21 protein-coding genes are annotated in these 23,396 nt (G+C 71.4%); 11 read left to right on the top strand and 10 right to left on the bottom strand.

What is annotated here, in order from left to right; all coding sequences use genetic code 11:
* The first annotated feature begins 9 nt into the window (after positions 1-9).
* Positions 10-888, top strand: a complete 879-nt coding sequence (locus tag ACTHM3_RS00810) for an EamA family transporter (RefSeq protein WP_440404181.1) — start codon at positions 10-12, stop codon at positions 886-888.
* A 591-nt stretch (positions 889-1,479) separates the two neighbouring features.
* Positions 1,480-2,016 (top strand): endonuclease domain-containing protein, encoded by a 537-nt coding sequence (locus tag ACTHM3_RS00805; RefSeq protein ID WP_440404180.1) that lies wholly within the window; start codon positions 1,480-1,482, stop codon positions 2,014-2,016.
* Between the two features lie 96 nt (positions 2,017-2,112).
* Here the strand turns inward: ACTHM3_RS00805 and ACTHM3_RS00800 are convergent, their stop codons facing one another.
* Genes ACTHM3_RS00800 through ACTHM3_RS00780 form a run of 5 tightly spaced genes read right to left on the bottom strand, consistent with a single transcriptional unit; the run spans position 2,113 to position 6,447 of the window.
* Entirely contained in the window at positions 2,113-2,664 is a 552-nt protein-coding gene (locus tag ACTHM3_RS00800; RefSeq protein WP_440404179.1) for a GNAT family N-acetyltransferase, read from the bottom strand.
* Complete coding sequence (gene trpS, locus ACTHM3_RS00795; protein WP_440404178.1) at positions 2,661-3,665, bottom strand: tryptophan--tRNA ligase; 1,005 nt, start codon at positions 3,663-3,665, stop codon at positions 2,661-2,663. The genes ACTHM3_RS00800 and trpS overlap by 4 nt, the downstream gene beginning before the upstream one ends.
* A 17-nt stretch (positions 3,666-3,682) precedes the next feature.
* Entirely contained in the window at positions 3,683-4,519 is an 837-nt protein-coding gene (locus ACTHM3_RS00790; RefSeq protein WP_440404177.1) for an exodeoxyribonuclease III, read from the bottom strand.
* Between the two features lie 9 nt (positions 4,520-4,528).
* Positions 4,529-5,242 carry an HAD family hydrolase gene (locus ACTHM3_RS00785; protein ID WP_440404176.1) on the bottom strand — a complete coding sequence of 238 codons (714 nt, stop codon included), beginning with the start codon at positions 5,240-5,242 and terminating at the stop codon, positions 4,529-4,531.
* Positions 5,239-6,447: a YihY/virulence factor BrkB family protein gene (locus tag ACTHM3_RS00780; protein WP_440404175.1), complete on the bottom strand. Its 1,209-nt coding sequence runs from the start codon at positions 6,445-6,447 to the stop codon at positions 5,239-5,241. The genes ACTHM3_RS00785 and ACTHM3_RS00780 overlap by 4 nt, the downstream gene beginning before the upstream one ends.
* 57 nt (positions 6,448-6,504) lie before the next feature.
* On the opposite strand from ACTHM3_RS00780, the gene ACTHM3_RS00775 reads away from it, so the two are divergent.
* Complete coding sequence (locus ACTHM3_RS00775; protein ID WP_440404174.1) at positions 6,505-8,001, top strand: putative PEP-binding protein; 1,497 nt, start codon at positions 6,505-6,507, stop codon at positions 7,999-8,001.
* Between the two features lie 200 nt (positions 8,002-8,201).
* A complete protein-coding gene (locus ACTHM3_RS00770) occupies positions 8,202-9,857 on the top strand; it encodes a sigma-70 family RNA polymerase sigma factor (RefSeq protein ID WP_440404173.1) in 1,656 nt (551 codons plus the stop codon).
* A gap of 294 nt (positions 9,858-10,151) precedes the next feature.
* Here the strand turns inward: ACTHM3_RS00770 and ACTHM3_RS00765 are convergent, their stop codons facing one another.
* The 5 genes from ACTHM3_RS00765 to ACTHM3_RS00745 all read right to left on the bottom strand — a co-directional run bounded on the left by ACTHM3_RS00765 (position 10,152) and on the right by ACTHM3_RS00745 (position 14,944).
* Entirely contained in the window at positions 10,152-10,991 is an 840-nt protein-coding gene (locus tag ACTHM3_RS00765) for a succinate dehydrogenase iron-sulfur subunit (RefSeq protein WP_440404172.1), read from the bottom strand.
* A 1-nt stretch (position 10,992) separates the two neighbouring features.
* Complete coding sequence (sdhA, locus tag ACTHM3_RS00760) at positions 10,993-12,789, bottom strand: succinate dehydrogenase flavoprotein subunit (RefSeq protein WP_440404171.1); 1,797 nt, start codon at positions 12,787-12,789, stop codon at positions 10,993-10,995.
* Positions 12,790-12,794: 5 nt separating this feature from the next.
* Entirely contained in the window at positions 12,795-13,232 is a 438-nt protein-coding gene (locus ACTHM3_RS00755; RefSeq protein WP_440404170.1) for a succinate dehydrogenase, read from the bottom strand.
* The gene (sdhC, locus tag ACTHM3_RS00750; RefSeq protein ID WP_440404228.1) at positions 13,229-13,633 is read right to left on the bottom strand and encodes a succinate dehydrogenase, cytochrome b556 subunit; all 405 of its coding nucleotides are present in this window, start codon (positions 13,631-13,633) and stop codon (positions 13,229-13,231) included. Before sdhC ends, ACTHM3_RS00755 begins: the two co-directional genes overlap by 4 nt.
* A 180-nt stretch (positions 13,634-13,813) precedes the next feature.
* Complete coding sequence (locus tag ACTHM3_RS00745) at positions 13,814-14,944, bottom strand: glycosyltransferase family 4 protein (RefSeq protein ID WP_440404227.1); 1,131 nt, start codon at positions 14,942-14,944, stop codon at positions 13,814-13,816.
* Positions 14,945-15,051: 107 nt separating this feature from the next.
* On the opposite strand from ACTHM3_RS00745, the gene ACTHM3_RS00740 reads away from it, so the two are divergent.
* From ACTHM3_RS00740 to ACTHM3_RS00710, 7 genes are all read left to right on the top strand, one after another.
* Positions 15,052-16,167, top strand: a complete 1,116-nt coding sequence (locus tag ACTHM3_RS00740) for a mannose-1-phosphate guanylyltransferase (protein ID WP_440404169.1) — start codon at positions 15,052-15,054, stop codon at positions 16,165-16,167.
* A gap of 141 nt (positions 16,168-16,308) precedes the next feature.
* A complete protein-coding gene (locus ACTHM3_RS00735) occupies positions 16,309-17,445 on the top strand; it encodes a BMP family lipoprotein (RefSeq protein WP_440404168.1) in 1,137 nt (378 codons plus the stop codon).
* Between the two features lie 84 nt (positions 17,446-17,529).
* A complete protein-coding gene (locus ACTHM3_RS00730) occupies positions 17,530-19,044 on the top strand; it encodes an ABC transporter ATP-binding protein (RefSeq protein WP_440404167.1) in 1,515 nt (504 codons plus the stop codon).
* On the top strand, positions 19,041-20,381 hold the full coding sequence (locus tag ACTHM3_RS00725) for an ABC transporter permease (protein WP_440404166.1): 1,341 nt from the start codon (positions 19,041-19,043) through the stop codon (positions 20,379-20,381). Before ACTHM3_RS00730 ends, ACTHM3_RS00725 begins: the two co-directional genes overlap by 4 nt.
* The gene (locus ACTHM3_RS00720) at positions 20,378-21,667 is read left to right on the top strand and encodes an ABC transporter permease (protein ID WP_440404165.1); all 1,290 of its coding nucleotides are present in this window, start codon (positions 20,378-20,380) and stop codon (positions 21,665-21,667) included. Before ACTHM3_RS00725 ends, ACTHM3_RS00720 begins: the two co-directional genes overlap by 4 nt.
* Positions 21,664-22,089 (top strand): cytidine deaminase, encoded by a 426-nt coding sequence (locus ACTHM3_RS00715; protein ID WP_440404164.1) that lies wholly within the window; start codon positions 21,664-21,666, stop codon positions 22,087-22,089. The genes ACTHM3_RS00720 and ACTHM3_RS00715 overlap by 4 nt, the downstream gene beginning before the upstream one ends.
* Positions 22,090-23,379 carry a thymidine phosphorylase gene (locus ACTHM3_RS00710; protein WP_440404163.1) on the top strand — a complete coding sequence of 430 codons (1,290 nt, stop codon included), beginning with the start codon at positions 22,090-22,092 and terminating at the stop codon, positions 23,377-23,379. It abuts the gene before it with no gap.
* Positions 23,380-23,396 lie beyond the last annotated feature (17 nt).

Here is a 23,396-nt window from a genome sequence, read left to right as displayed (position 1 = left end):
GCTGAGCGGGTGCCGCCCGCCGTCCCGCTCCGCGTGCGCGCCGGGGCCGGGGCCCTGGTCCTCGCGGAGCTCATCGGGCAGGACTGCGGCGCGGCCGTTGCGGTGCTCCTCTTCCCCCAGGTCGGCGTGTTCGGCACGATCGCCCTCCGCGTCGCCTTCTCGACGGTCGTTCTCCTGCTCGTCGCCCGCCCCCGCCTGCCGCGCCGGCTCGGCGACTGGGGCGTCGTCGTCGGATTCGGGGCGGCGCTCGCCGTCATGAACTCCGCCTTCTACCTGGCGACGGAGCGCATCCCGCTCGGCACGACGGTCACGATCGAGGTGCTCGGGCCGCTCGTGCTCTCGGTGGTGGTGGCGGGGCGCCGGATCGCCTGGCTGTGGGCGGGGCTCGGTGTCGCCGGCGTGCTCCTGCTCTGGGGCGGTGACCTGTCGGGGCTCGACCCGGTGGGCGTCGGTCTCGCGGCGCTCGCCGCGCTCTGCTGGGCGGCCTACATCCTCGCGTCCGCGGAGGCCGGCCGGCGATTCCGCCGTCTCGACGGCCTCGCCTGGGCGATGGCGGTCGCCGCGGTCCTGACGTTGCCGGTCGGGATCATCACCGCGGGGCCGAGGATGATCGAGCCGGCCCACCTCGCTCTCGGTCTCGCGATCGCGGTGCTGTCGTCGGCGATCCCGTACGGCGTCGAGCTGTTCGCACTCCGCCGTCTGGGCGCGTCGCCGTTCGGCGTGCTCATGAGCATGTCGCCGGCCATCGCCGCGATCGTCGGCCTCGTGATCCTCGGCCAGACCCTGCCGCTCGTCGCCGTCGTCGCGATCGTGCTCGTCGCCGCCGCGTCGGCGGGCGCGGTGCTGACCGCGCCGCGCAGGCCGCCGATCGCCGAACCCGTGGCCTGACGCACGCCCGCGCCGCCGCACCCGCACCCGCACCCGCACCTGCACCCGCACCCGCGCCCGCACCCCGCACCCGTGCCCGCTGCGGTCGATAGTTCAGGCCGTGCTCGCGCGTCCTGCGCCGCTCGACGGAGGCGCTCCCTCGAGAGCCTGAACTTTCGACGCTCCTCCCCCGGACGGTGCGGGCGACACCCCTGCACCAGGGCCGTTCGCGGGCTCAGAGCGTGACGATCGATCGGCCAGCATCGCCGCGTGCAGATCGAGATCCGGCGGCTCCTCCGACGCGATGGAGTCGTCACACGGGCGCGGCTGATCCATGCCGGGATGAGCGACCGCAGGATCCGCGCGGCTGTAGCGGAACGCGATCTGGTCCGACTTCGACAGGGGGTCTTCGCCGCCCCCGATAACGATCCGCTCATCACCGCGGCCATCACCGCAGGCGGGCGGGCCGCCTGCGTCACCGAGCTCCAGCGGTTGGGTGTCTGGGTGAGGAGCGGCGGTGCGCCCCATGTCCACCTCCCGGCGCACGGCTCGAGACCGCGGTCGCGGGGCCCGGCTGTCCTCCACTGGAGCGAGCTCCTCCGGGCGCCGTCCGTGACCTGCGTCTCGCCGCTCGACGCCCTCGTCCAGGCATCGCGCTGCCTCGCGCATCCGGAGCTCGTCGCCGCCATCGACAGCGCCCTGCGCCGCGGCGTCGTGCGCCGCGATGAGGTCGCGTGCATCCGTCCGGCTCTCGACCGCGCGCTCATCGATGCCGACCCCTCGGCGGAGTCCGGTCTCGAGTCGCTCACGCGGCTCGCCATCCGCGACCTGGGCCTTCACGTCGAGCCGCAGGCGAGCATCGTGGGCGTCGGCAGCGTGGATCTTCTCGTCGAGGGGTGCGTGATCGTCGAGCTGGACGGGGCGACGCACCGCACTTCGCAGCAGCAGCGCCGCGATCACGACCGCGACGCGGTCGCGATGGCCTCGGGTTACACGCCGCTGCGCTTCGACTACGTCCAGGTGATCGGTCGCCGCGAGCTGGTCGCGCGTGCCGTCGTGAACGCGGTTCGGACTCACCGAAGCGTCAAAAGTCCAGGGCGCGTCGTCCGTGTCGCGCAGATGCGGCTGGACGCGACGACTCGGACCTGAACTTTCGACGCGAGACGCGAGACGCGAGACGCGAGGCGCGAAGCGCGAGACGCGAGGCGCGAGACCCGAGACGCAGGATCCCGGGGCGGGGAGGTCCTATATCGGCCAGCCGGGTCGCGGCGTGCGCGGGCTGATCGGGGTCAGCTCGCCGTGCCATCCGGGCGGCCGCGAGCCGTCCCGCGCCGGGACGTCGAGTGGCGCCTCGCCCGTGTAGCGGAAGCCGACCGCGCGCGCGGTCGACGCCGACGCGATGTTGCCCACCGCGCATTCCCACCGGATGACGGGGACGTCCTGCGCGAAGACCCAGTCGGCGACCACGCCGAGCGCCTCGGCCATGAGGCCGGCACCGCGGTGCTCGGCGCCCAGCCAGAAGCCGACGTCGCCGAGGCGGGACCGCCACGCGATCACACCGATCAGCGGGCCGCCCTCGGTGCGTCGCAGCGCCCAGGTGTACTCGCGGTCCTCGGCCCAGCCGGGTTCGACGACGTTGTGGAGGAACCCGACCGCGTGCAGCCGCTCGTACGGCCACGGCGTCGTCAGGTAGCGCTCGAACACCGGGTCCTGGCAGTACCGCGTGATGTCATCGACGTCGGCGGCGCCCGGCTGGTCGAGGACGAGCCGGTCCGAGCGCAGCGCGACCGGCTTCACGGGCGGCGCAGGAATCCGACGCGGTCGTACACGCGCTGGAGCGTCGCCTCGGCGACGTCGTTCGCGCGATCCGCGTTGACGGCGAGCACGCGGTCGAGCTCCGCGGGATCGGCGAGCAGCTCGAGGGCGCGCTCGCGGACGGGGGCGAACTCCGCGACCACCGCATCCGCCGTCGCCGCCTTGAGATCGCCGTAGCCCTTGCCCGCGAACTCGTCGACGAGCGTCGCGATCGGCGTCCCGCCGAAGACCGAGAGGATCGTCAGCAGGTTCGACACCCCGGGCTTGGCCTCCGGGTCGTAGCGGATCTCGCGGTCATTGTCGGTGACGGCCGAGCGCACCTTCTTGGCCGACACCGATGGCTCGTCGAGCACCCAGAGGATGCCCTGCTCGGTCGGCCCCGACTTCGACATCTTCGCGGCGGGGTTCTGCAGGTCGTAGATCTTCGCGGTCTCGCGCGGGATCGACAGCTCGGGCACCACGAACGTCTCCCCGAAGCGCTGGTTGAACCGCTGCGCGAGGTTGCGCGTCAGCTCGATGTGCTGGCGCTGATCCTCGCCGACCGGCACGATCTCGGCGTCGTAGAGCAGCACGTCGGCCGCCTGCAGGATCGGGTAGACCAGCAGGCCGATGGAGGCGGCATCCGCGCCCTGCTTCTGCGTCTTGTCCTTGTACTGCGTCATCCGGCGCGCCTCGCCGTCCCCGGTGATGGTGTCGAGCACCCAGGCGAGCTGCGCGTGCGCCGGAACGTGCGACTGCACGAACAGCGTCGAGCGCGACGGGTCGATGCCCGCGGCGATGTACTGCGCCGCGGTGCGGCGGGTGGCTTCGCGGAGCTTCGCGGGATCCTGCGGCACGGTGATCGCGTGCAGGTCGACGACGCAGAAGTACGCGTCGTGGTCGTCCTGCATCGCCTTCCACTGCAGGAGCGCGCCGATGTAGTTGCCGGCGTGCAGCGAGTCGGCGCTCGGCTGCATGCCCGAGAAGAGGACGGGCTTGGTCATGACGTGTTCCTTCGAGATCAGAGCTGGTAGTCGACGACGACGGGCGCGTGGTCGGACCATCGCTCGTCGTAGGCCGTCGCCCGGTCGATCTCGTAGCGGACCGCCTTCGCGGCGAGGTCGGGTGTGGCCAGCTGATAGTCGATCCGCCAGCCGGTGTCGTTGTCGAACGCCTGGCCGCGCTGCGACCACCACGTGTACGGGCCCTCCACGTCGGGGTGGAAGCGACGGTGGACGTCGACCCACCCGAGCCCGGCGCCGTCGTTGTAGCGGGGGTCGTCCTCCGCGCCCACGAAGCGGTCGAAGTAGGCACGCTCGCGCGGCAGGAAGCCGGCGCGCTTGACGTTGCCCCTCCAGTTGCGGATGTCGAGCGTGCGGTGCCCGACGTTGAGGTCGCCGACGACGACGGCGAGCGGATTGTGCTCGCGAAGCCGCGGCAGCCGCGCCTCGAACGCGTCGAGGAACCGCCACTTCTCGTCCTGCTTCGGGGTGTCGGCCTCGCCGGAGTTCACGTAGCACGACACGACCGTCACGACGTGTCCGTCGACGTCGTAGTCGGCCTCGAGCCAGCGACCCGCGGTGTCGTGGTCCTCCTCGATCGCGAGGTCGACGCGATGGATCGTCGCCGTCCGTCGGGAGGCGAGCGCGACGCCCGCGCGCCCCTTCGCCGTCGCGGGATCGTGGAGCACCGCCCACTCGTCGCCGAGCAGCGCGGCGAGGTCGTCGGTCTCCGCCCGCACCTCCTGCAGCGCGAGGATGTCGACGTCGCGCCCGGCCAGCCACTCGCCCATGCCCTTGCGGAACGCGGCGCGCACGCCGTTCACGTTGACGGACGCGATGCGGAGGGGGCGGGCCACCCGTCCAGGCTAACGGGCGAGCAGCGCCGGCAGCGCGGCGAGCGAGCGCACGACGGCGACCCCTTCGCGCTCCGCCTCGACGAGCTCGACGGGCGTCGCACCGCCGGGACGGTCGAGCCAGACCCCGCGGAGACCCGCCCGGGCCGCGCCGATCGCGTCGGTGCGGAGGCGGTCGCCCACGTAGCAGGCGCGGTGGGCGGGGATCCCGGCCTCCTCGCAGGCGATCGCGAAGATCCGCGGGTCCGGCTTCGCGACGCCGACCGCGCCGCTGCAGACGACCGGATCGACCCGGTGGTCGAGCCCCAGGGCGGCGAGCTTGGCGCGCTGGGGCGCCGCCTCGCCGTTCGTGATGACGCCGATGCGCCGGTCACCGAGGGCAGCGAGGCAGGGGAGCACGTCATCGAACAGGGCCCACGCCGCATGTGCCGCGTGCTGGTAGGCGCCGAACCACGCGTCGGTCTCGGCGTCGGAGTCGTGCACGACGCCGAGCGGCGCCAGGTAGGCGCGCACCCGCGCGCGGCGCTGCTCCTGATGCCCGAGTTCTCCGGCGAGGTAGCGCGCGTAGTGCTCCTCCTCGAGTGCGTGCCAGCGATCGAACGCCGCATCCGGATCCGGCTCGTACGCGAGCACGTCAGGGTGCTGCAGCAGGCCCGCGCGGGCCGCCGACCCGTGGTCGAGAAGCGTCTCGTCGAGGTCGAGCAGGACGAGCTCGACGCCGCTCACCGCCGCGCGGCGGGCGGCGTCGGTGCGGTGGGGATCGCGCCGGTCTCGTCGTCGGCGCCGTCCTCGATGCGCTTGTGCCGCCGGCGCACGAACCACCGGACACCGGGCGGCAGCGCCTCCTCGACCTCGCGACGGATCTGGCGTTCCAGCTCCGCGCGGAGCCGGACCTCGGCATCGCGCGTGCGCCGTTCGCCGACCGGGTCGAGCGGAACGCCGCGGTCGGTGGCGGTCACGATGATCCACGCCGCCGCGAGGAGGACGACCTGGCACATCAGGTTGAACCAGATCAGCAGCCCGATGATCACGGCGAACGAGGCGAGGAGCGGGTTCTTCGTCGCGCCGCCGAGGAGCGAGGTGCCGAGCACCTTCAGGGCGCCGAGCGCGAGCGCGCCGAGCAGGGCGCCCTGCCAGAGCGGCGCCCGCGGGATCGGCACCCCGGCGAGTACGCGGTACAGGGCGGCGAGGACGCACGCGTCGAGCCCGAACATGAGCGCCAGCCCGATGATGCGGGCGACGAGGATCGCGGCGAGCGAACGCGAGTCGACGTGCAGCAGGTCGAGGGTGGCGTTCATGGCGGCGGTGCTGAACACGGACAGGGCCGCCGACACGATGAGCGCGACGCCGAACGCGAGGGCGAGGCCGAGGTCCTTCAGCTTGAGGAGCGCGAAATTGGTGGCGGGCGCCGCGAGCCCGGCGAGGTCGCGCACGGCGTCGCGGGCCGACCCGAGCCATCCGACCGCCGTGAAGAGCGTGCCGACCAGGGCGATGGCGCCCGTCCAGCTGAGCGCGGGGGTCGAGAGGAGTGCCTTCTCGGAGATCGCGCCGCCCGACCCGCCGCGGTCGATCAGCCCCGGCACCGCGTTGCCGATCAGGTCGAACAGCGCGTCGCGGACCTGCGTGTTCGCGCCGATCGCGAGCCCGGCGACCGAGAACGCGACCCAGATCGCCGCGAACACGGCGAAGACCGCCTGGAACGACAGTCCGGCGGCGAGGAGTGCGCCGCGCCGATCGCCGTACCGGCGGAACACCCGCACCGGCTTCAGCTTCTGCACCCGGTCCGCGACGTCGCGGACGCGCGCCACGAGAGGCGATGCGGCGGTCGGTACCGCCGTGGCGGACCGGGGGAGCCGGTCGCCGCGCGGCGAACGGGCGGGCGCCGTCCCGTCATGCCCCGCGCGGATCCTCGGAGCCGTGCTGCGCGCCATGGAGCCAGCCTAGGGCGGGCCTCCGCGCGGCTAGGCTGGCGCTCGGCAGGCATCCAGATGACGTGGAACGGGATCGGCATCGGCGACGGGGTTGCCGTCGGACCGGTTCGCCGCATGCCGACGGTCGAGTCCCTCGCCGACACGCCCCTCGACGACCCGGAGGAGCGCCTCGCCCACGCGATCGACGCGGTGGCGGCCGAGCTGGAGCGCCGCGCGGCGTCCGCGGGCGACGCGGGCCGGCGCATCGTCGAGGCGACGGCGGCGATGGCGCGCGATCCCATGCTCCAGGCCCGGATCGAGGCGCGCATGGCCGCCGGTGAGGAGCCCGACGCGGCCGTTGCGGGAGCCGTGCATGCGATCGCGGAGCTGCTCGCCGCCGCCGGGGGAGCCTCCGCCGAGCGCGTGGTCGACCTGCTCGACGTGGGCCGCCGACTCGTCGCCCGGGTCCGCGGGCGGCGGCTGCCCACGCTTCCGGAATCCGACGAGCCGTTCGTGCTGGTCGCCGACGATCTGGCCCCGGCCGACGCCGTCCTGCTCGACCCGGGACGCGTCCTCGGCCTCGTCTGCGCCGACGGCGGTTACACGGGCCACACCGCGATCATCGCCCGCGCGCGCGGTGTCCCGGCGGTGCTCGGCGTGGGGCCGATCGACGTGCGCGACGGCGAGCTGATCCGGGTCGATGCGGGGGCGGGCACGGTCGCGCGGGACACCGGCCCGGCCACCGCGCCGCACCCGATCGTCGTGACCGGTCCGGCGGAACTCGCCGACGGATCCCCCCTGCCCGTCCTCGCCAACGTCGGTGCGATCGACGAGGTGGCCGAGGCGCTCGCGCTCGGGGCCGAGGGAATCGGCCTGTTCCGCAGCGAGCTGCTCTGGCTCGAGGCGCGCACCGCACCGGGACGTGCCGAGCAGTCGGCGGCCTACGCGGCCGTGCTGCGGGCGGCGCGGGGTCTGCCGGTGGTGATCCGCACCTGGGATCCGAGCGAGGACAAGCCCCTACCGTTCCTGCCGCCGGGGCTGCGCGGTCCGCGCGCCGACGAGACGCTGCTCCGCGACCAGCTGGCGGCGCTCGCCGACGCGCAGGGCGCCCGAGCGCTCCACGTCATGGCCCCCATGGTGCGGGATGCAGAGGAGGCCGCCTGGTTCGCCGCCCTCGCACGCGGCGCGGGCCTGCGATCCGTCGGCGTCGTCGTCGAGCTGCCGTCGCTCGCCGCGGAGACCGCGAACCTCGCCGGCGTCGTCGACTTCGTCTCGATCGGCACCAACGACCTCACCGCGCAGGTGCTCGGCGTGCTGCGCACCCGGTCGCGCGCGGGGGACGCGAGCGACCCGCGCGTGCTGCGCATGGTCGAGCGCGCCATCGTCGGCGCCCGGTCTGCCGGCCTCTCCGTCTCCGTCTGCGGGGAGGCGGCGGCCGACCCCCGTCTCGCCGTCCTCTTCGCCGGGATGGGTGCCACCAGCATCTCGGTCGCCCCGCCGTCGCGCGCCGCCGTCCACCGCGCTCTCGCACGCGTCACCCCGGCACAGGCCCGAGCCGCCGTCGCCGACCTCTGAGGCGTGCGCGGTGGCCCTCCGGCGTGTGACGATGGGGACCGTGCGGCCCCCGAACGGGGGGTGAGCGGCGGGTGATTCCCGCGTCATAGTGAAGGGATTCGGGAGTCTCTCATGATGAGGACGTCACCGGGGGGCCGGATCAGAACCCTCCCGACAGTCCTCATCCCACGGGGAGAGAGGCCCGGGAATGGATCAGGGGGATGAGCAGCCAGATCTCGAAGCTCACCACTTCGGACGCGGAATTGATCGAGAGCGCGCGATCGGGGGATACGCGCGCCTACGGAGAACTGTGGCAGCGCCACTTCCGCTCGGCTGCTCGCGTCGCCCGCCAGTGCACGTCGTCGATCGATGCGGACGACCTCGTCTCTGAGGCGTACGCGCGCATCTTCCAACGTGTGCTGGCGGGCGGCGGACCCGCCGGCGCCTTCCGCCCGTATCTGTACACGACCATCCGCAACCTCGCGGCGACGTGGGGCGTGCAGCAGTCGCACTCCGTGCAGGTGGACCTCATGGAGGACTTCGAGGACGAAAGGATCCCGGACGACCCGGCGACCTATGCTCTCGACCGCACCCTGACCGCGCGGGCGTTCCGTTCGCTGCCCGAGCGCTGGCAGACGGTGCTCTGGTACACCGAGGTCGAGGGGATGGACCCGCACGAGGTCGCGCCGCTCATGGGCATGACCGCCAACGGCGTCGCGGCGCTCTCATACCGCGCCCGCGAAGGGCTGCGGAAGGCGTGGCTGCAGGCGCACATCAACGACGCGCAGGCGTCCGGCGAGTGCCAGTTCGTGATGAGCAAGCTCGGAGACCACGCCCGCGACGGCCTCGGCGAGCGCGACCGCAAGCGCGTCGAGGAGCATCTCGCGACCTGCACCAAGTGCGCGATCGTGTCGGAGGAGGTCGAGGAGGTCGGCTCGCACCTCTCGTTCGTCCTCATCCCGCTCATCCTCGGCGGCGTGGTCGGCGGTGGCGTGCTCGCCGCCATGGCCGCGCCCTCGTCGGCCATGGCCGCGTCGTCGGCGGCCGTCCCCGCCCTCCCCGCCGCGGTGCAGGCGGTCGGCACGGCGGCCACGGCCGGCTCGACGGTGGCGGCGTCGGCCGCGGCCGGGGGACTCGGCTTCAGCGCCGCGACGGGCACCCTCGTCGGGTCGCTCGCCGTTGCGGCGGTGCTCGGGGGCGGCCTGGCGGTCGGGACGACGGTCTCCCTTCCGCCGACCCCGACGATCGCCCCGCCGACGGCCGCGCAGCTCATCGATCCCGCACAGGCGGAGCACATCCTCGACGCCGTCCCCGTCGTGAGCGCCGCGCCGGTCACCGGCGCTCCGGGGGATGGCAGCCTGCTCGCCGCGCCCGCCGCATCCGGCCCCGCGGTCGGCGGCGTCGGCGGCACGGTGTCGCAGGTCGTCGGCGACGTCGGCACCGCCGTGGGCGGAGTCGTCGGCGGCGTCGGGCAGACGGTCGGGGGTGTCGTCGGCGGTGTGGTCGGCGGCGCGGGCCAGACCGTCGGAGGCGTCGTGAGCGGCGTCGGGCAGACCGTCGGGGGCGTCGTGGACAGCGTGACCCCGCCCGGAGGCGCCCCGGTCCAGGCGACGGTGAACCTCGACCTGTCCGGCACGGGGACGCCGGGAGCGACCGTCACGGCCCAGGTCGCGGGTTCGGTCTACACGACGGTCGTCGCGCAGGACGGGCACTGGGCCCTGCACGTCAGCGGCCTGCCGCAGGGGACGAACTCCGCCACGGTCAGCCAGGCCGTCGGCGGGCTGGTCGGCGGCCTGCTCGGAGTCCTCGGGATCCAGCCGTTCACCCTCGACGTGGCGCCGCTCGGCATCTCGGTCTCCCTGCTCGGGAACGGGTAGAAAAAAGTTCTGCGACCCGCGTCATAGAACGCCGGGGGCGCCGTCTCTTCCAGTGAGGTCGCAAGGCCTCCGCCCCGCGTGACGTCCAACTCATGGGGTGTCAGGCCGGTGCCCGCGGTGATTCCCAGCCGCCGCGAGCACCGGCCACAGTCGTCTCTGCCAGCTGGTGCGCCGCCGTTGCTGCGGCGCACGCCGCTCCGCGGCACGAGCGCGGTCGCGCCGCTCCGCTGGACCCCGGAGACGACGGAGGCGCCGCACCCGGGAACGGATGCGGCGCCTCTCTTCGCGTTCGGGCTATGCCATCTGCGGCGTCGGCGCGAGATCGGAGGTCGGGATGTCCGGGCGTCCGCGGAGCACGGCCTGCTTGACCTCGGCGATCGCCTTCGTCACCTGGATGCCGCGCGGGCAGGCCTCGGAGCAGTTGAAGGTCGTGCGGCAGCGCCACACGCCCTCCTTGTCGTTGAGGATGTCGAGGCGCACCTGGGAGCCCTCGTCGCGGCTGTCGAAGATGAAGCGGTGCGCGTTCACGATCGCGGCCGGTCCGAAGTACTGGCCGTCGGTCCAGAAGACCGGGCAGGACGAGGTGCACGCCGCGCACAGGATGCACTTGGTGGTGTCGTCGAAGCGCTCGCGCTGCGCGGCGCTCTGGATGCGCTCCTTCTCGGGCTTGTCGCTCGCGATGAGGAACGGCTGGATCTCGCGGTACGAGGCGAAGAACGGCTCCATGTCGACGATGAGGTCCTTCTCGAGAGGCAGGCCCTTGATCGCCTCGACGTAGATCGGCTTCGAGATGTCGAGGTCCTTGATCAGCGTCTTGCAGGCGAGGCGGTTGCGCCCGTTGATGCGCATCGCATCGGAGCCGCACACCCCGTGCGCGCACGAGCGGCGGAACGACAGCGACCCGTCCTGCTCCCACTTGATCTTGTGGAGGGCGTCGAGCACGCGGTCGGTCGCGTACATCTCGACGTCGAAGTCCTGCCAGTACGGCTCCTCGTCCTTCTCCGGGTCGAAGCGGCGCACGATGAGGGTGACGTTGAAGGCCTGGATGGGCGCGGGCGCCTGAGCGGCGGACGCCTGCGACTCGGCGGCGCCCGACTCGGGGGCGGACTTCTCGGCGACGGCGGTCTCGGCCATGTCAGTACTTCCGTTCCATCGGCTGGTAGTTCGTGATGACCACGGGCTTCCAGTCCAGCGTGATGTGGTCGGCGGCGTCGGCGGAGTGCGGGTCGCCCGTCAGGTACGCCATCGTGTGCTTCATGTAGTTCTCGTCGTCGCGCTTCGGGAAGTCGTCGCGCATGTGGCCGCCGCGGCTCTCCTTGCGGTTGCGGGCCGAGTACACGACCACCTCGGCGAGGTCGAGCAGGAAGCCGAGCTCGATCGCCTCGAGCAGATCGGTGTTGTACCGATGGCCCTTGTCCTGGATCGAGATGTTCTGGAACCGCTGGCGCAGCTCGTGGATCGTCTCGGTCACCTTCGCGAGCGACTCGTCGGTTCGGAACACCTGGGCGTTCCGGTCCATCTCGTCCTGCAGCTCCTTGCGGAGCGCGGCGATCCGCTCGGTGCCGTTCGCGCCGCGCACCTGCTCGACGAGGCCCTTCACGAAGTCGGCCGCGTCATCCGGCAGCGGAACGAAGTCCGCCGTCTTCGCGTACTCGACCGCGTTGTTGCCCGAGCGCTTGCCGAAGACGTTGATGTCGAGGAGCGAGTTGGTGCCGAGGCGGTTCGACCCGTGCACCGAGACGCACGCGCACTCGCCGGCCGCGTAGAGCCCGGGGACCACGGTGTCGTTGTCGCTCAGGACCTCGCCCTTGACGTTGGTCGGGATCCCGCCCATCGCGTAGTGCGCGGTCGGCATGACCGGCACGGGCTCGTACACCGGGTCGACGCCCAGGTAGGTGCGCGCGAACTCGGTGATGTCGGGGAGCTTGGTCTCGAGCACCTCGGCGCCGAGGTGCGTGCAGTCGAGCAGCACGTAGTCCTTGTTCGGCCCGGCGCCGCGGCCCTCGGCGACCTCCTGCACCATGCAGCGCGAGACGATGTCGCGCGGCGCGAGGTCCTTGATGGTGGGGGCGTAGCGCTCCATGAACCGCTCGCCCGAGGCGTTGCGCAGGATCGCGCCCTCGCCGCGGGCGCCCTCGGTGAGGAGGATGCCGAGCCCGGCCAGGCCGGTCGGGTGGAACTGGAAGAACTCCATGTCCTCGAGCGGCAGACCCTTGCGCCAGATGATCCCGACGCCGTCGCCCGTGAGGGTGTGCGCGTTCGAGGTCGTCTTGTAGATCTTGCCGAAGCCGCCCGTCGCGAAGACGATCGACTTGGCCTGGAAGACGTGGATCTCGCCCGTCGCGAGCTCGTACGCCACGACGCCCGCGGGTCGCTTCTGGCCGTTCACCTCGGTCATCACGAGGTCGAGCGCGTAGTACTCGTTGAAGAAGTTGACGCCGAGCTTGACGCAGTTCTGGAACAGCGTCTGCAGGATCATGTGGCCGGTGCGGTCGGCCGCGTAGCAGGCCCGGCGCACGGGTGCCTTGCCGTGGTCGCGGGTGTGGCCGCCGAAGCGCCGCTGGTCGATCTTGCCCTCGGGCGTGCGGTTGAACGGCAGGCCCATGTTCTCGAGGTCGAGGACCGCGTCGATGGCCTCCTTGGCGAGGATCTCGGCCGCGTCCTGGTCGACGAGATAGTCGCCGCCCTTGACGGTGTCGAAGGTGTGCCACTCCCAGCTGTCCTCCTCCACGTTCGCGAGCGCCGCGGCCATGCCGCCCTGCGCCGCACCCGTGTGCGACCGCGTGGGGTAGAGCTTCGTGATGACGGCCGTCTTGGCCTTCGGGCCCGCCTCGATCGCGGCGCGCATGCCGGCGCCGCCCGCGCCCACGATCACGACGTCGAACTGGTGGTAGTGGACGCCGTCGATCACGTCCCCGTCGGTGAACTCCATCCCGCTCAGGCCTTGCACTGCGGGATCTGGGACGCCACGGTGTGGTCGAGGCAGGGGTCGAACGTCGTGAGCACGAGGGTTCCTATGAGCAGCAGGCCGACGGTGACGATCACGAGCAGCGTGAGCAGCACGAGACGGAACCGGCGGCGGGTGTAGTCGTTGATGAGGGTGCGCATGCCGTTCGCGCCGTGGATGAGGGCCAGCCACAGCAGCAGCAGGTCCCACACGATCCAGAACGGGTTGGCCCATTTGCCCGCCACGAAGGCGAAGTCGATCGCGCGGACGCCCTGGCCGAGGAAGAGGTTGGTGAAGAGGTGGCCGAAGATCAGCACGACCAGCAGCACGCCGGAGACGCGCTGGTAGAGCCAGCCCCACTTCTCCCAGTTGGTGCGGCGGCGCTTCTGCGGGGCGATGGGGGAGCGGGGGGCCTCGATCGTGGTCATACGCTGCCCATCCCCTGCGCCTCGAGCACGATGTTGGTGATCTGACGCGGCAGGAAGCCGGCGAGCAGCACCACCCAGAGGGCGATCGCGACCCAGAACATGATCCGCTGCATCCGCGGGCCGAGCTTCCAGAAGTCGATGAGGATGATCCGGATGCCGTTCAGGGCATGCAGGCCGATCGCCGCGACGAGCGCGATCTCGCCGAGGCCCATGATCGGCTGCTTGTACGTGTCGATCACGCGGTTGTAGGCCTCGGGGCTCACCCGCACGAGTGCCGTGTCGAGGATGTGCACCAAGAGGAAGAAGAAGATGGCGACGCCGGTGATGCGGTGCAGCACCCACGACCACATGCCCTCGCGGCCCCGGTAGAGCGTCCCGCCCCGGCGATGCGGGCGCTCGATGCGCCCCGCGGCGGCTGCTCCGGGCCGTGCGACCTGGCTCGACACGGACTCCTCCTTGTGTCTCGGCGACGAGGCGGGTGGCACGCCGCGGACGCTCACGATCGGATGCTCCGAGCCTACGCCCGCCCCGGGGGTGACGCAGGCCAGGCGGTCCTCACCATCTCGACGTCGAGACACATCTCAGCGGGCGAGCTCCAGCGCGCGGTGCGCGATGACCGAGCGGTAGTGGTCGAGCAGCTGCTCGCAGAGCGCGTCCCACGAGCGGCCGAGGACGCGGCGTCGGCCGGCCTCGCCCATGCGCTCGCGCAGCTCGCGCCGCGCGACGAGGGCCAGCACCGCCTCGCGCAGCGCGCCGTCCTCGCCGGGGTCGTAGAGCAGGCCGTCGACGCCCGGATCGACGAGGTCGATCGGTCCGCCGGCGCGCGGCGAGACGATCGGGAGGCCGCTCGCGTGCGCCTCCTGCAGCGTCTGTCCGAAGGTCTCCTCCGTGCCCGTGTGCACGAAGACGTCGAAGCTCGCGTAGGCGTTCGCCAGCCGCTCGCCGCCGAGTGCGCCGAGGAACTCGATCGGGAGGTGTGCCAGCGACCGCTCGAGCCCCGGCCGGGCCGGCCCGTCGCCGACGACCGCGATCCGGATGCCGGGGACGCCGCGGAGCTCCGCGAGCCGGTCGAGCCTCTTCTCCGGCGCGACGCGGCCCACGTAGCCGAGGAGCACCTCGCCGTTCGGCGCGAGGCGCGCGCGCAGCTCACGCGCCTCGGGCGCTATGCGCCGCCGCGGGTGGTAGGTGTCGATGTCGACCCCGCGGCCCCAGAGCTCGAGGCGCGGGACCCCGGCGGCCCGGAGCGCGGCGATCGCCGTCGACGAGGGCGCGAGGGTCAGGTCGGCGCCTTCGTGGATCCAGCGGACGACCCGCCAGGCGAAGTCGCTCACGACCGCGAGCCGGTTGCGCCGGGCGTAGCCGGAGATGTCGGTCTGGTAGATCGCGACGCTCGGGATCCCGAGCCGGTTAGCGGCTGCGATCGACTGCGCCCCGAGGAGGAAGGGGGAGGCGACGTGGCAGACGTCCGGCGAGAAGTCGGCGAGCAGCGCGCTCACCTGGGTGTTCGGCAGGCCGACCGGGAACTGCCGGTACGCGACGGCCGCGACCTCGTGCACCGGGAACCCCGCATACCGACGCGGCGAGCCGGCTGCCGGCACGATCACGATCGCCTCGTGGCCGTTCGCCGCCAGGTGCTCCAGCAGCTGGACGACGCTCGTCGTCACCCCGTTGAGCGTCGGCAGGAAGGACTCGCTGATGACGGCGACGCGCATCCCCATGCGGCGAAGCTAGAGAGCGGGCGTGACCGGGCGACGCCGTGGCACGCAAACGACGGACGAACCCGCGCCGAACAGAAAACCCCGCCGCATAAGGTGTCGACATGGATGCAGCGCTCGACGGGTTCTACTCCATCATCCCGGCGGGCGGGATCGGCTCGCGGCTCTGGCCGCTGTCGCGGGCGGACGCGCCGAAGTTCCTGCACGACCTCACGGGCTCCGGGTCGACGCTCCTCCGCGGCACGTGGGACCGGCTCGCCCCGCTGAGCGGCGAGCAGCGGATCATGGTCGTCACGGGTCGCGCACACCGGGCAGCGGTCGAGGCGCAGCTGCCCGAGCTGCGCGATGTGAACGTCGTGCTCGAGAGCGAGCCGAAGGATTCGTCGGCGGCGATCGGCCTCGCGGCCGCGATTCTCCGCAAGCGCGAGCCGGACGTGATCATCGGATCGTTCGCCGCCGACCACGTCATCGCCGACGTCCGCGGCTTCCGGCGCTCCGTCACCCACGCCGTCGCGGCCGCCCGTGCCGGTCGCATCGCCCTCATCGGCATCACTCCGACCGAACCGGCGATCGGCTTCGGCTACATCCGCGCCGGCGACGCCGCCGAGATCGACGGCGCCCACGACGCCCGGACCGTGACCGGCTTCGTCGAGAAGCCCGATCTCGCCACGGCGCGCCGGTATCTCGCCGAGGGCGACTACCTCTGGAACGCGAGCATGTTCATCGCGCGCGCCGATGTGCTGCTCGAGCAGATGAGAGGGGCCAAGCCCGATCTCGTTGCCGGCCTCGAGGAGCTCGCCGAGGCATGGGACGATCCCGCGGCCCGCGGCCCGGCCGTCGATCGGATCTGGCCCCACCTCGAGAAGATCGCGATCGACTACAGCGTCGCGGAGCCGGCGGCGAGGGTCGGCAAGCTCGTCGTCATCCCTGGCGACTTCGACTGGGACGACGTGGGCGACTTCGCGTCGATCGCGAAGCTGCGCTCCGGCGGTCGCGCCGGTGAGCTGGCGATCCTGGCCGACGGCGCCACCGTGCTCTCCGACCACGCGAGCGGCATCGTCGTGAGCCAGTCGAAGCGCGTCATCTCGCTCATCGGGGTGCAGGACATCGTCGTCGTCGACACCCCGGACGCGCTCCTCGTCACCACCAGCGAGCACGCCCAACGGGTCAAGAGCGTGGTCGACGCGCTCAAGCTCAGCGGGCGGAGCGAGGTGCTCTGACGCGCTCGGATGAGCGCCGGATTTCCGGTTTGTAACTCTTGCGATGCGGTCCGGTTCCGCGGGTCGGCGCGGCACGTCACATTGGGTAATGTGCAATCACTTCGCCGTGCCCCTTGCCCGGCGTGAATCTTGGAGGACACAGTGACACTCACCTCGCGGAAGGCCTCGCTGGTCGGCCTCGCGGCGATCGCCGCGGGCGCGTTGACCCTCGTCGGCTGCGCGGCGGCTCCCACGGGCACCACCTCGGGCGGCGACAGCAATTCCAAGTTCCTGCCGTGCATGGTCTCGGACGACGGCGGCTTCGACGACCACTCGTTCAACCAGCTCGGCCTGCAGGGCCTCCAGTCGGCGGCCAAGGACCTCGGGGTCAAGGAGAAGCACGTCCAGTCGGGCAGCGCCGACGACTACGCGCCGAACATCAACACCCTCGTGAGCGCCAACTGCAACCTGATCGTCACGGTCGGCTTCAACCTGTCGCAGGCGACCGACACCGCGGCCAAGGCCAACCCGGACATCAAGTTCGCCATCGTCGACGACGCGCTCGACAACGAGGGCGCGACCGACAAGGACGGCAAGCCCACCGGCGACGGCAAGGTCGACGTCAAGAACGGCAAGCCGATCCTGTTCGACACCGCGCAGGCGGCGTTCCTCGGCGGCTATGCGGCAGCGAGCTACTCGAAGACCGGCGTCGTCGGCACCTTCGGCGGCCTGCAGATCCCGCCCGTGACGATCTTCATGGACGGCTTCGCCGAGGGCGTCAAGTACTTCAACCAGCAGAAGGGCAAGGACGTCAAGGTCGTCGGCTGGGACGTCGACAGCCAGACCGGCGTCTTCACCGGCGGCTTCGCGGCCGGCGTCGAGGCGAAGACCGCCGCGCAGGGCCTGCTCGACCAGAACGCGGACGTGCTGATGCCCGTCGGCGGTCCGATCTACCAGAGCGCGGCCGAGGCGATCAAGGACCAGAACAAGGGTTCGGTCCTGGTCGGCGTCGACGCGGATGTGTACCAGACCGATCCGACGGTCGACGACATCATCCTCACCTCGGTCCAGAAGGGCGTCGACGCGGGTGTCGCGGCGGTCGTCAAGGACACGAAGAACGGCAAGTTCGACAACACGCCGTACGTCGGAACCCTGAAGAACGGCGGCGTGAAGCTCGCCCCGTTCCACAACTTCGAGTCCAAGGTGGACCCGAAGCTGGCGGGCGAGATCAAGGACATCCAGTCCAAGATCGAGTCCGGCGACATCAAGGTCACCTCGAAGGCGTCGCCCAAGCAGTAGCAGCATCACGACGGGGAGGCCGGAGCGCTCCGGCCTCCCCGTCGCCATTCCGGCACCGTCGCCGGCGCACATAGATTGGCTCCCATGAAGCTCGAACTCCGCGGCATCACCAAGCGGTTCGGCTCTCTCGTCGCGAATGACCACATCGACCTGACGGTCGAGCCCGGCGAGATCCACTGCCTCCTCGGCGAGAACGGGGCGGGCAAGTCCACGCTCATGAACGTCCTGTACGGCCTGTACCAGGCCGACGAGGGCGAGATCCTGCTGGACGACGTCGTCCAGCACTTCGCCGGCCCGGGTGACGCGATGGCCGCCGGCATCGGCATGGTGCACCAGCACTTCATGCTCATCCCGGTGTTCACCGTCGCCGAGAACGTCATGCTCGGTCACGAGCCGACGCGCCTCGGAGGCCGTCTCGACCTCAATGCGGCCCGCCAGCGGGTGCGCGAGATCTCCGCGCGATTCGGGTTCGACGTCGATCCCGACGCGCTGGTGGAGGAGCTGCCGGTCGGCGTGCAGCAGCGGGTGGAGATCATCAAGGCGCTCTCTCGCGACGCCAGGGTGCTCGTCTTCGATGAGCCGACCGCCGTGCTGACGCCCCAGGAGACCGATGAGCTCATGGCGATCATGCGCCAGCTCAAGGAGTCCGGCACGGCCATCGTCTTCATCACCCACAAGCTGCGCGAGGTCCGGGAGGTGGCCGATCGCATCACGGTGATCCGCCTCGGCAAGGTCGTGGGCGAGGCGTCGCCGACCGAGAGCAACACCGAGCTCGCGTCCATGATGGTCGGACGCTCGGTCGAGCTGTCCATCCACAAGGATCCGCCGAAGGTCGGCGCCGAGTCGTTCGTGGTCGAGGACCTCACCGTGATCGACGCCGCGGATCAGGTCGTCGTCTCGAAGGTCGGCTTCACGGTGCACGCGGGCGAGGTGCTCGCGATCGCCGGCGTCCAGGGCAACGGGCAGACGGAGCTCGTCGAGGCCATCCTCGGCGTGCAGAACCGGGTCGAGGGCTCGATCCGGCTGAACGGCGAGGAGCTGCTCGGCCGCAGCGTCGGCGGCGTTCTCGACGCCGGTGTCGGCTTCGTCCCGGAGGACCGGACGGAGGACGGCCTGGTGGCGGAGTTCACCATCGCCGAGAACCTCATGCTCGACCGCTCGACCGGCGCTCCCTTCGTGCGCGGCGGCGCGCTTCAACTGGCCGAGCTCGACCGGTTCGCGCAGGAGAAGATCCGCGAGTTCGACATCCGGGCGCAGGGCGTGGGCACGCACGTCGGCCGGCTCTCCGGCGGCAACCAGCAGAAGGTCGTGCTCGCCCGCGAGCTCAGTCGCGACCTGCGGATGCTCGTGGTCTCGCAGCCGACCCGCGGTCTCGACGTGGGGTCGATCGAGTTCGTCCACACCCGGATCGTGCAGACCCGCGATTCCGGGGTCCCGGTCATCGTGGTGTCGACCGAGCTCGACGAGGTCGTCACGCTCGCCGACCGCATCGCGGTGATGTATCGCGGCGAGATCGTCGGCATCGTGCCGGGCGACACCTCGCGCGACGTGCTCGGCCTCATGATGGCCGGCGAGAAGCCCGAGGAGGTCGCGGCGTGAGCTCCACCGGCGGTGCCGAACCGATCCACTCCGAGTCGCCTCACGTCGACACCGTCGAGCCCGGTCAGCAGCCGAACGCGAAGAAGGAGCCCGACGCCCCGCTCGGCTCGACCGTGATCCGCGAGATCATGTCCGGCAGTGCGGTGCTGACCGTGCTGGCGATCGTTCTCGCCCTCGTCGTCGCGGCGGTCCTCATCGCGGCGACGGACAGCAATGTGCAGGCCGCGTCCGCGTACTTCTTCGCCCGCCCCGGCGACACGTTCCTCGCGATCTGGAACTCGGTGAGCGGCGCCTACGTCTCGCTCTTCCAGGGCTCGATCTTCAACTTCGCGCGCCCCACCTTCGTGGCGCAGATCAAGCCGCTGATGGACACGCTGTCGTTCGCGACGCCGCTCATCGCCGCGGGCCTCGGCGTCGCGCTCGCGTTCCGGGTGGGGATGTTCAACATCGGCGGCCGCGGCCAGATCCTGATCGGCGCGGCGGCGGCCGGGTGGGTCGCGTGGTCCTTCCCCATGCCGCCGGTCATCGCCTTCCTGGTGGCGACCGTCGCGGCCATCGCCGGGGGTGCGCTGTGGGGCGGCCTCGTCGGCCTCCTCAAGGCGCGGACCGGAGCGCACGAGGTGATCGTCACGATCATGCTCAACTACGTCGCGTTCTACCTCGTCTCGTACGGGCTGCGCACCCAGGGGCTCCTCCAAGCGCACGGATCGAACAACCCCACCTCGCCGGCCGACCTGCCGAACGCGACCTTCCCGACGCTGACGCAGCTGATCACCGCGCTCGGCGGTCCTCCGACCGCGTTCACGGTGAACTTCGGATTCATCCTGTCGATCGCCGCCACCGTGGCGGTGTGGTATCTCTTCAGCCGATCGAGCACCGGATTCCGCTTCCGCGCCGTCGGCGAGAACCCCAACGCCGCCCGCACGGCCGGCATCGACGTCAAGTGGGTCTACATCCTGGCGATGCTCATGGCGGGGGGTCTCGTCGGGCTCGCGGGCGCCGATCAGGTGCTCGGCTCGACGACCACGGGGTTCAACTCCGGGGTCGACGCCGGCATCGGGTTCAGTGCCATCACGGTCGCGCTGCTCGGCCGCTCGCGGCCGTGGGGAGTGTTCTTCAGCGGCCTGCTCTTCGGCGCGCTCCAGGCCGGCGGATACACGATGCAGGCTCTGCAGCAGATCCCGATCGACATCGTCGACGTCATCCAGTCGGTGATCGTCCTGTTCATCGCGGCCCCGCCGCTCGTGCGGGCGGTGTTCCGGCTCCCGAGGCCGGGATCGGCGCCCAGGAAGGCGCGGAAGCCGCGCGCCACCATTGCCGAAGGAGCCGCCAAGTGAGCGCGACGACCCTCGCCCCGTCGGCGGGGCCGATCGCGCACGAGAAGGTGATCGTCCGCAGCCTCAAGGTGCCGGTGATCCTCGACATCTTCGCGATCGCGGCCCTCGTCTTCGCGTTCGCGATCCCGCGCCGCGGCACGAGCTCCTTCCGCCTCTCGACCAGTACGGACTTCGTGCAGATCCCGACGGTGGAGCTGCCGACGGTGACCACGGTCGGGGTGGTCGCGATCGTGCTCGTCCTCATCGCGATCCTCACCCATCTGCTCGTCGCGCTGTCGAAGCGCGGGCGCTCGCCCCTGTGGCTCAGTGCGATCTTCGCGGTCCTCTTCCTCTTCCTGTTCCTCGCGTGGGCCGGCGCCGACCTCCGGGCGATCCCCATTCCCGGTCTCCTGGTGGGCGGGCTCGCGCTCGCCACCCCCCTCGTCTTCGGCTCCCTCGGCGGGGTGCTCGGGGAGCGCGCCGGTGTCGTGAACGTCGCGATCGACGGGCAGCTCCTCTTCGGGGCCTTCTCGGCGGCGCTCGTCGGCTCGGCGACCCACTCGCCGTGGGCCGGGCTCGTCGCGGCGATCGTCGCGGGGGTGCTGGTCTCCTGGGTGCTCGCCGTGTTCGCGCTGCGCTACTGGGTCGATCAGGTCATCGTCGGCGTCGTCCTCAACGTGCTGGTGACCGGCCTCACCAACTTCTTCTACACGAAGATCTTCGCGGCGGTGCCCGACCTGAACCACACCACGAAGTTCCCCGAGTTCGCGATCCCGGGCCTGTCCCAGATCCCGATCGTCGGACCGGTGCTGTTCAAGCACACGCTCATCGTCTACATCATGTACATCGCGGTGTTCGTGGTCTGGTACGCGCTGTTCAAGACCCGCTGGGGCCTGCGGGTGCGCTCCGTCGGCGAGCACCCCCAGGCCGCCGACACGGTCGGCATCAACGTGAACCGCACCCGGTTCTGGACCGTGTCGGTCGCGGGAGCGGTGGCGGGCATCGGCGGGGCGTTCTACACGCTCGACTCGGTGTCGTCCTTCGGCAAGGAGATGACGAACGGCGCCGGGTTCATCGCGCTCGCCGCCGTCATCTTCGGGCAGTGGCATCCGATCAAGGCGGCCCTCGCGGGTCTGCTGTTCGGGTTCGCGACGAACCTGCAGTCGACCCTGGGGATCATCGGATCCCCGGTGCCGAGCGAGTTCCTGCTGATGCTGCCCTACCTCATCACGATCGTGGCGGTCGCCGGTCTCGTGGGGCAGTCGCGGGCTCCCGCGGCCGACGGCACGCCGTACATCAAGGCATGAGCACCGTGGATGCCGACGCCGTCGACTGGGACGGCCTCCGCGCCGCCGCCAATGAGGCGGCGACGCACGCCTACGTGCCCTACTCGCGCTTCCCCGTCGGGGTCGCGGCGCTCGTCGACGACGGACGCGTGATCTCCGGCTGCAACGTCGAGAACGCGTCGTACGGGCTGACGCTGTGCGCCGAGTGCGCGCTCGTGTCGACCCTGCACATGACGGGCGGCGGCAGGCTCGTCGCGTTCACGTGCGTGGACGGCGACGGCGCGGCGCTCATGCCCTGCGGTCGCTGCCGGCAGCTCCTCTTCGAGCACTCCGCCGAGGGGATGCTGCTCGAGACCGTCTCGGGCATCCGCACGATCGACGAGGTCATCCCCGACGCCTTCGGCCCGCGCACCCTGGCCGCCTACCGCGAGGAGCACCCGTAGATGGTCGAGCCGTTCGACGTGGTCGATCTGATCAAGGTCAAACGCGATCGCGGGAGCCTGTCGACCCCGCAGATCGACTGGCTGATCGACGCGTACACGCGCGGCTACGTCGCCGACGAGCAGATGTCGGCGATGACGATGGCGATCTTCCTCAACGGGATGGGCCGCAACGAGATCCGCGACCTCACGATGGCGATGATCGCGAGCGGCGAGCGGCTCGACTTCTCGGGCCTGTCGAAGCGCACGACCGACAAGCACTCGACCGGCGGCGTCGGCGACAAGATCACGCTGCCGCTGGCTCCCCTCGTCGCGTCGTTCGGTGTCGCGGTGCCGCAGCTCTCGGGCCGCGGCCTCGGCCACACCGGCGGCACGCTCGACAAGCTGGAGTCGATCCCCGGCTGGCGGGCGGACCTGACCAACGACGAGTTCATGGCGCAGCTCGAATCGGTGGGCGCGGTCATCTCGGCCGCGGGATCCGGACTCGCCCCCGCCGACGGCAAGCTCTACGCACTCCGCGACATCACCGGCACGGTCGAGGCGATCCCGCTCATCGCGTCATCGATCATGTCGAAGAAGATCGCCGAGGGCACCGGGGCGCTCGTCCTCGACGTCAAGTTCGGCTCCGGCGCCTTCATGCAGGACCCGGCGCGGGCGCGCGAGCTCGCGGAGACCATGGTGGCGCTCGGCCAGGACGCGGGCGTCGCGATCCGTGCCCTCCTCACCAACATGAACGTGCCCCTCGGGCTCGCGATCGGCAACGCCAACGAGGTGCGAGAGTCGGTCGAGGTGCTGGCGGGCGGAGGGCCCGCGGACGTCGTCGAGCTGACCGTCGCGCTCGCCCGCGAGATGCTGGAACTCGCCGGCGTGGACGAGGACCCGGCCCCGGCCCTGCGGGACGGGCGCGCGATGGACACCTGGCGGGCGATGATCCGCGCGCAGGGCGGCGACCCGGATGCGACCCTGCCGACGCCGCGGGAGACCGAGGTGGTCCGGGCCGACCGCGACGGTGTGGTCGTCGAGCTGCAGGCGCTCCCGTTCGGGATCGCGGCGTGGCGACTGGGGGCGGGGCGCGCTCGCAAGCAGGACCCGGTGCTCCACGGCGCGGGCATCGACCTGCACGTGAAGCCGGGTGCCGTCGTGAGGGCGGGCGACCCGCTGTTCACGCTCGGCGCCGACGACCCCGCGCGTTTCGCCCGCGCGCACGAGGCACTCGAGGGCGCCTACCGGATCGGCGACGCGGGTGAGACGGTGCAGGACGGTGGCCCGCTCATCGCCGCCCGCATCGGCTGACGCGGTCTCGATACGCG

Source organism: Pseudolysinimonas sp., assembly GCF_051954455.1.
In the GTDB taxonomy this organism is placed as follows: domain Bacteria; phylum Actinomycetota; class Actinomycetes; order Actinomycetales; family Microbacteriaceae; genus Pseudolysinimonas.
This window is presented reverse-complemented; position numbering and strand designations above follow the sequence as displayed.

Excerpts from the sequence above, each read along its gene's own strand:
- trpS (WP_440404178.1), bottom strand. The coding sequence starts at position 3,665 with ATGACCAAGCCCGTCCTCTTCTCGGGCATGCAGCCGAGCGCCGACTCG.
- ACTHM3_RS00780 (WP_440404175.1), bottom strand. The coding sequence starts at position 6,447 with ATGGCGCGCAGCACGGCTCCGAGGATCCGCGCGGGGCATGACGGGACG.
- ACTHM3_RS00775 (WP_440404174.1), top strand. The coding sequence starts at position 6,505 with ATGACGTGGAACGGGATCGGCATCGGCGACGGGGTTGCCGTCGGACCG.
- ACTHM3_RS00770 (WP_440404173.1), top strand. The coding sequence starts at position 8,202 with ATGAGCAGCCAGATCTCGAAGCTCACCACTTCGGACGCGGAATTGATC.
- ACTHM3_RS00765 (WP_440404172.1), bottom strand. The coding sequence starts at position 10,991 with ATGGCCGAGACCGCCGTCGCCGAGAAGTCCGCCCCCGAGTCGGGCGCC.
- sdhA (WP_440404171.1), bottom strand. The coding sequence starts at position 12,789 with ATGGAGTTCACCGACGGGGACGTGATCGACGGCGTCCACTACCACCAG.
- ACTHM3_RS00755 (WP_440404170.1), bottom strand. The coding sequence starts at position 13,232 with ATGACCACGATCGAGGCCCCCCGCTCCCCCATCGCCCCGCAGAAGCGC.
- ACTHM3_RS00745 (WP_440404227.1), bottom strand. The coding sequence starts at position 14,944 with ATGCGCGTCGCCGTCATCAGCGAGTCCTTCCTGCCGACGCTCAACGGG.
- ACTHM3_RS00740 (WP_440404169.1), top strand. The coding sequence starts at position 15,052 with ATGGATGCAGCGCTCGACGGGTTCTACTCCATCATCCCGGCGGGCGGG.
- ACTHM3_RS00730 (WP_440404167.1), top strand. The coding sequence starts at position 17,530 with ATGAAGCTCGAACTCCGCGGCATCACCAAGCGGTTCGGCTCTCTCGTC.
- ACTHM3_RS00715 (WP_440404164.1), top strand. The coding sequence starts at position 21,664 with ATGAGCACCGTGGATGCCGACGCCGTCGACTGGGACGGCCTCCGCGCC.
- ACTHM3_RS00710 (WP_440404163.1), top strand. The coding sequence starts at position 22,090 with ATGGTCGAGCCGTTCGACGTGGTCGATCTGATCAAGGTCAAACGCGAT.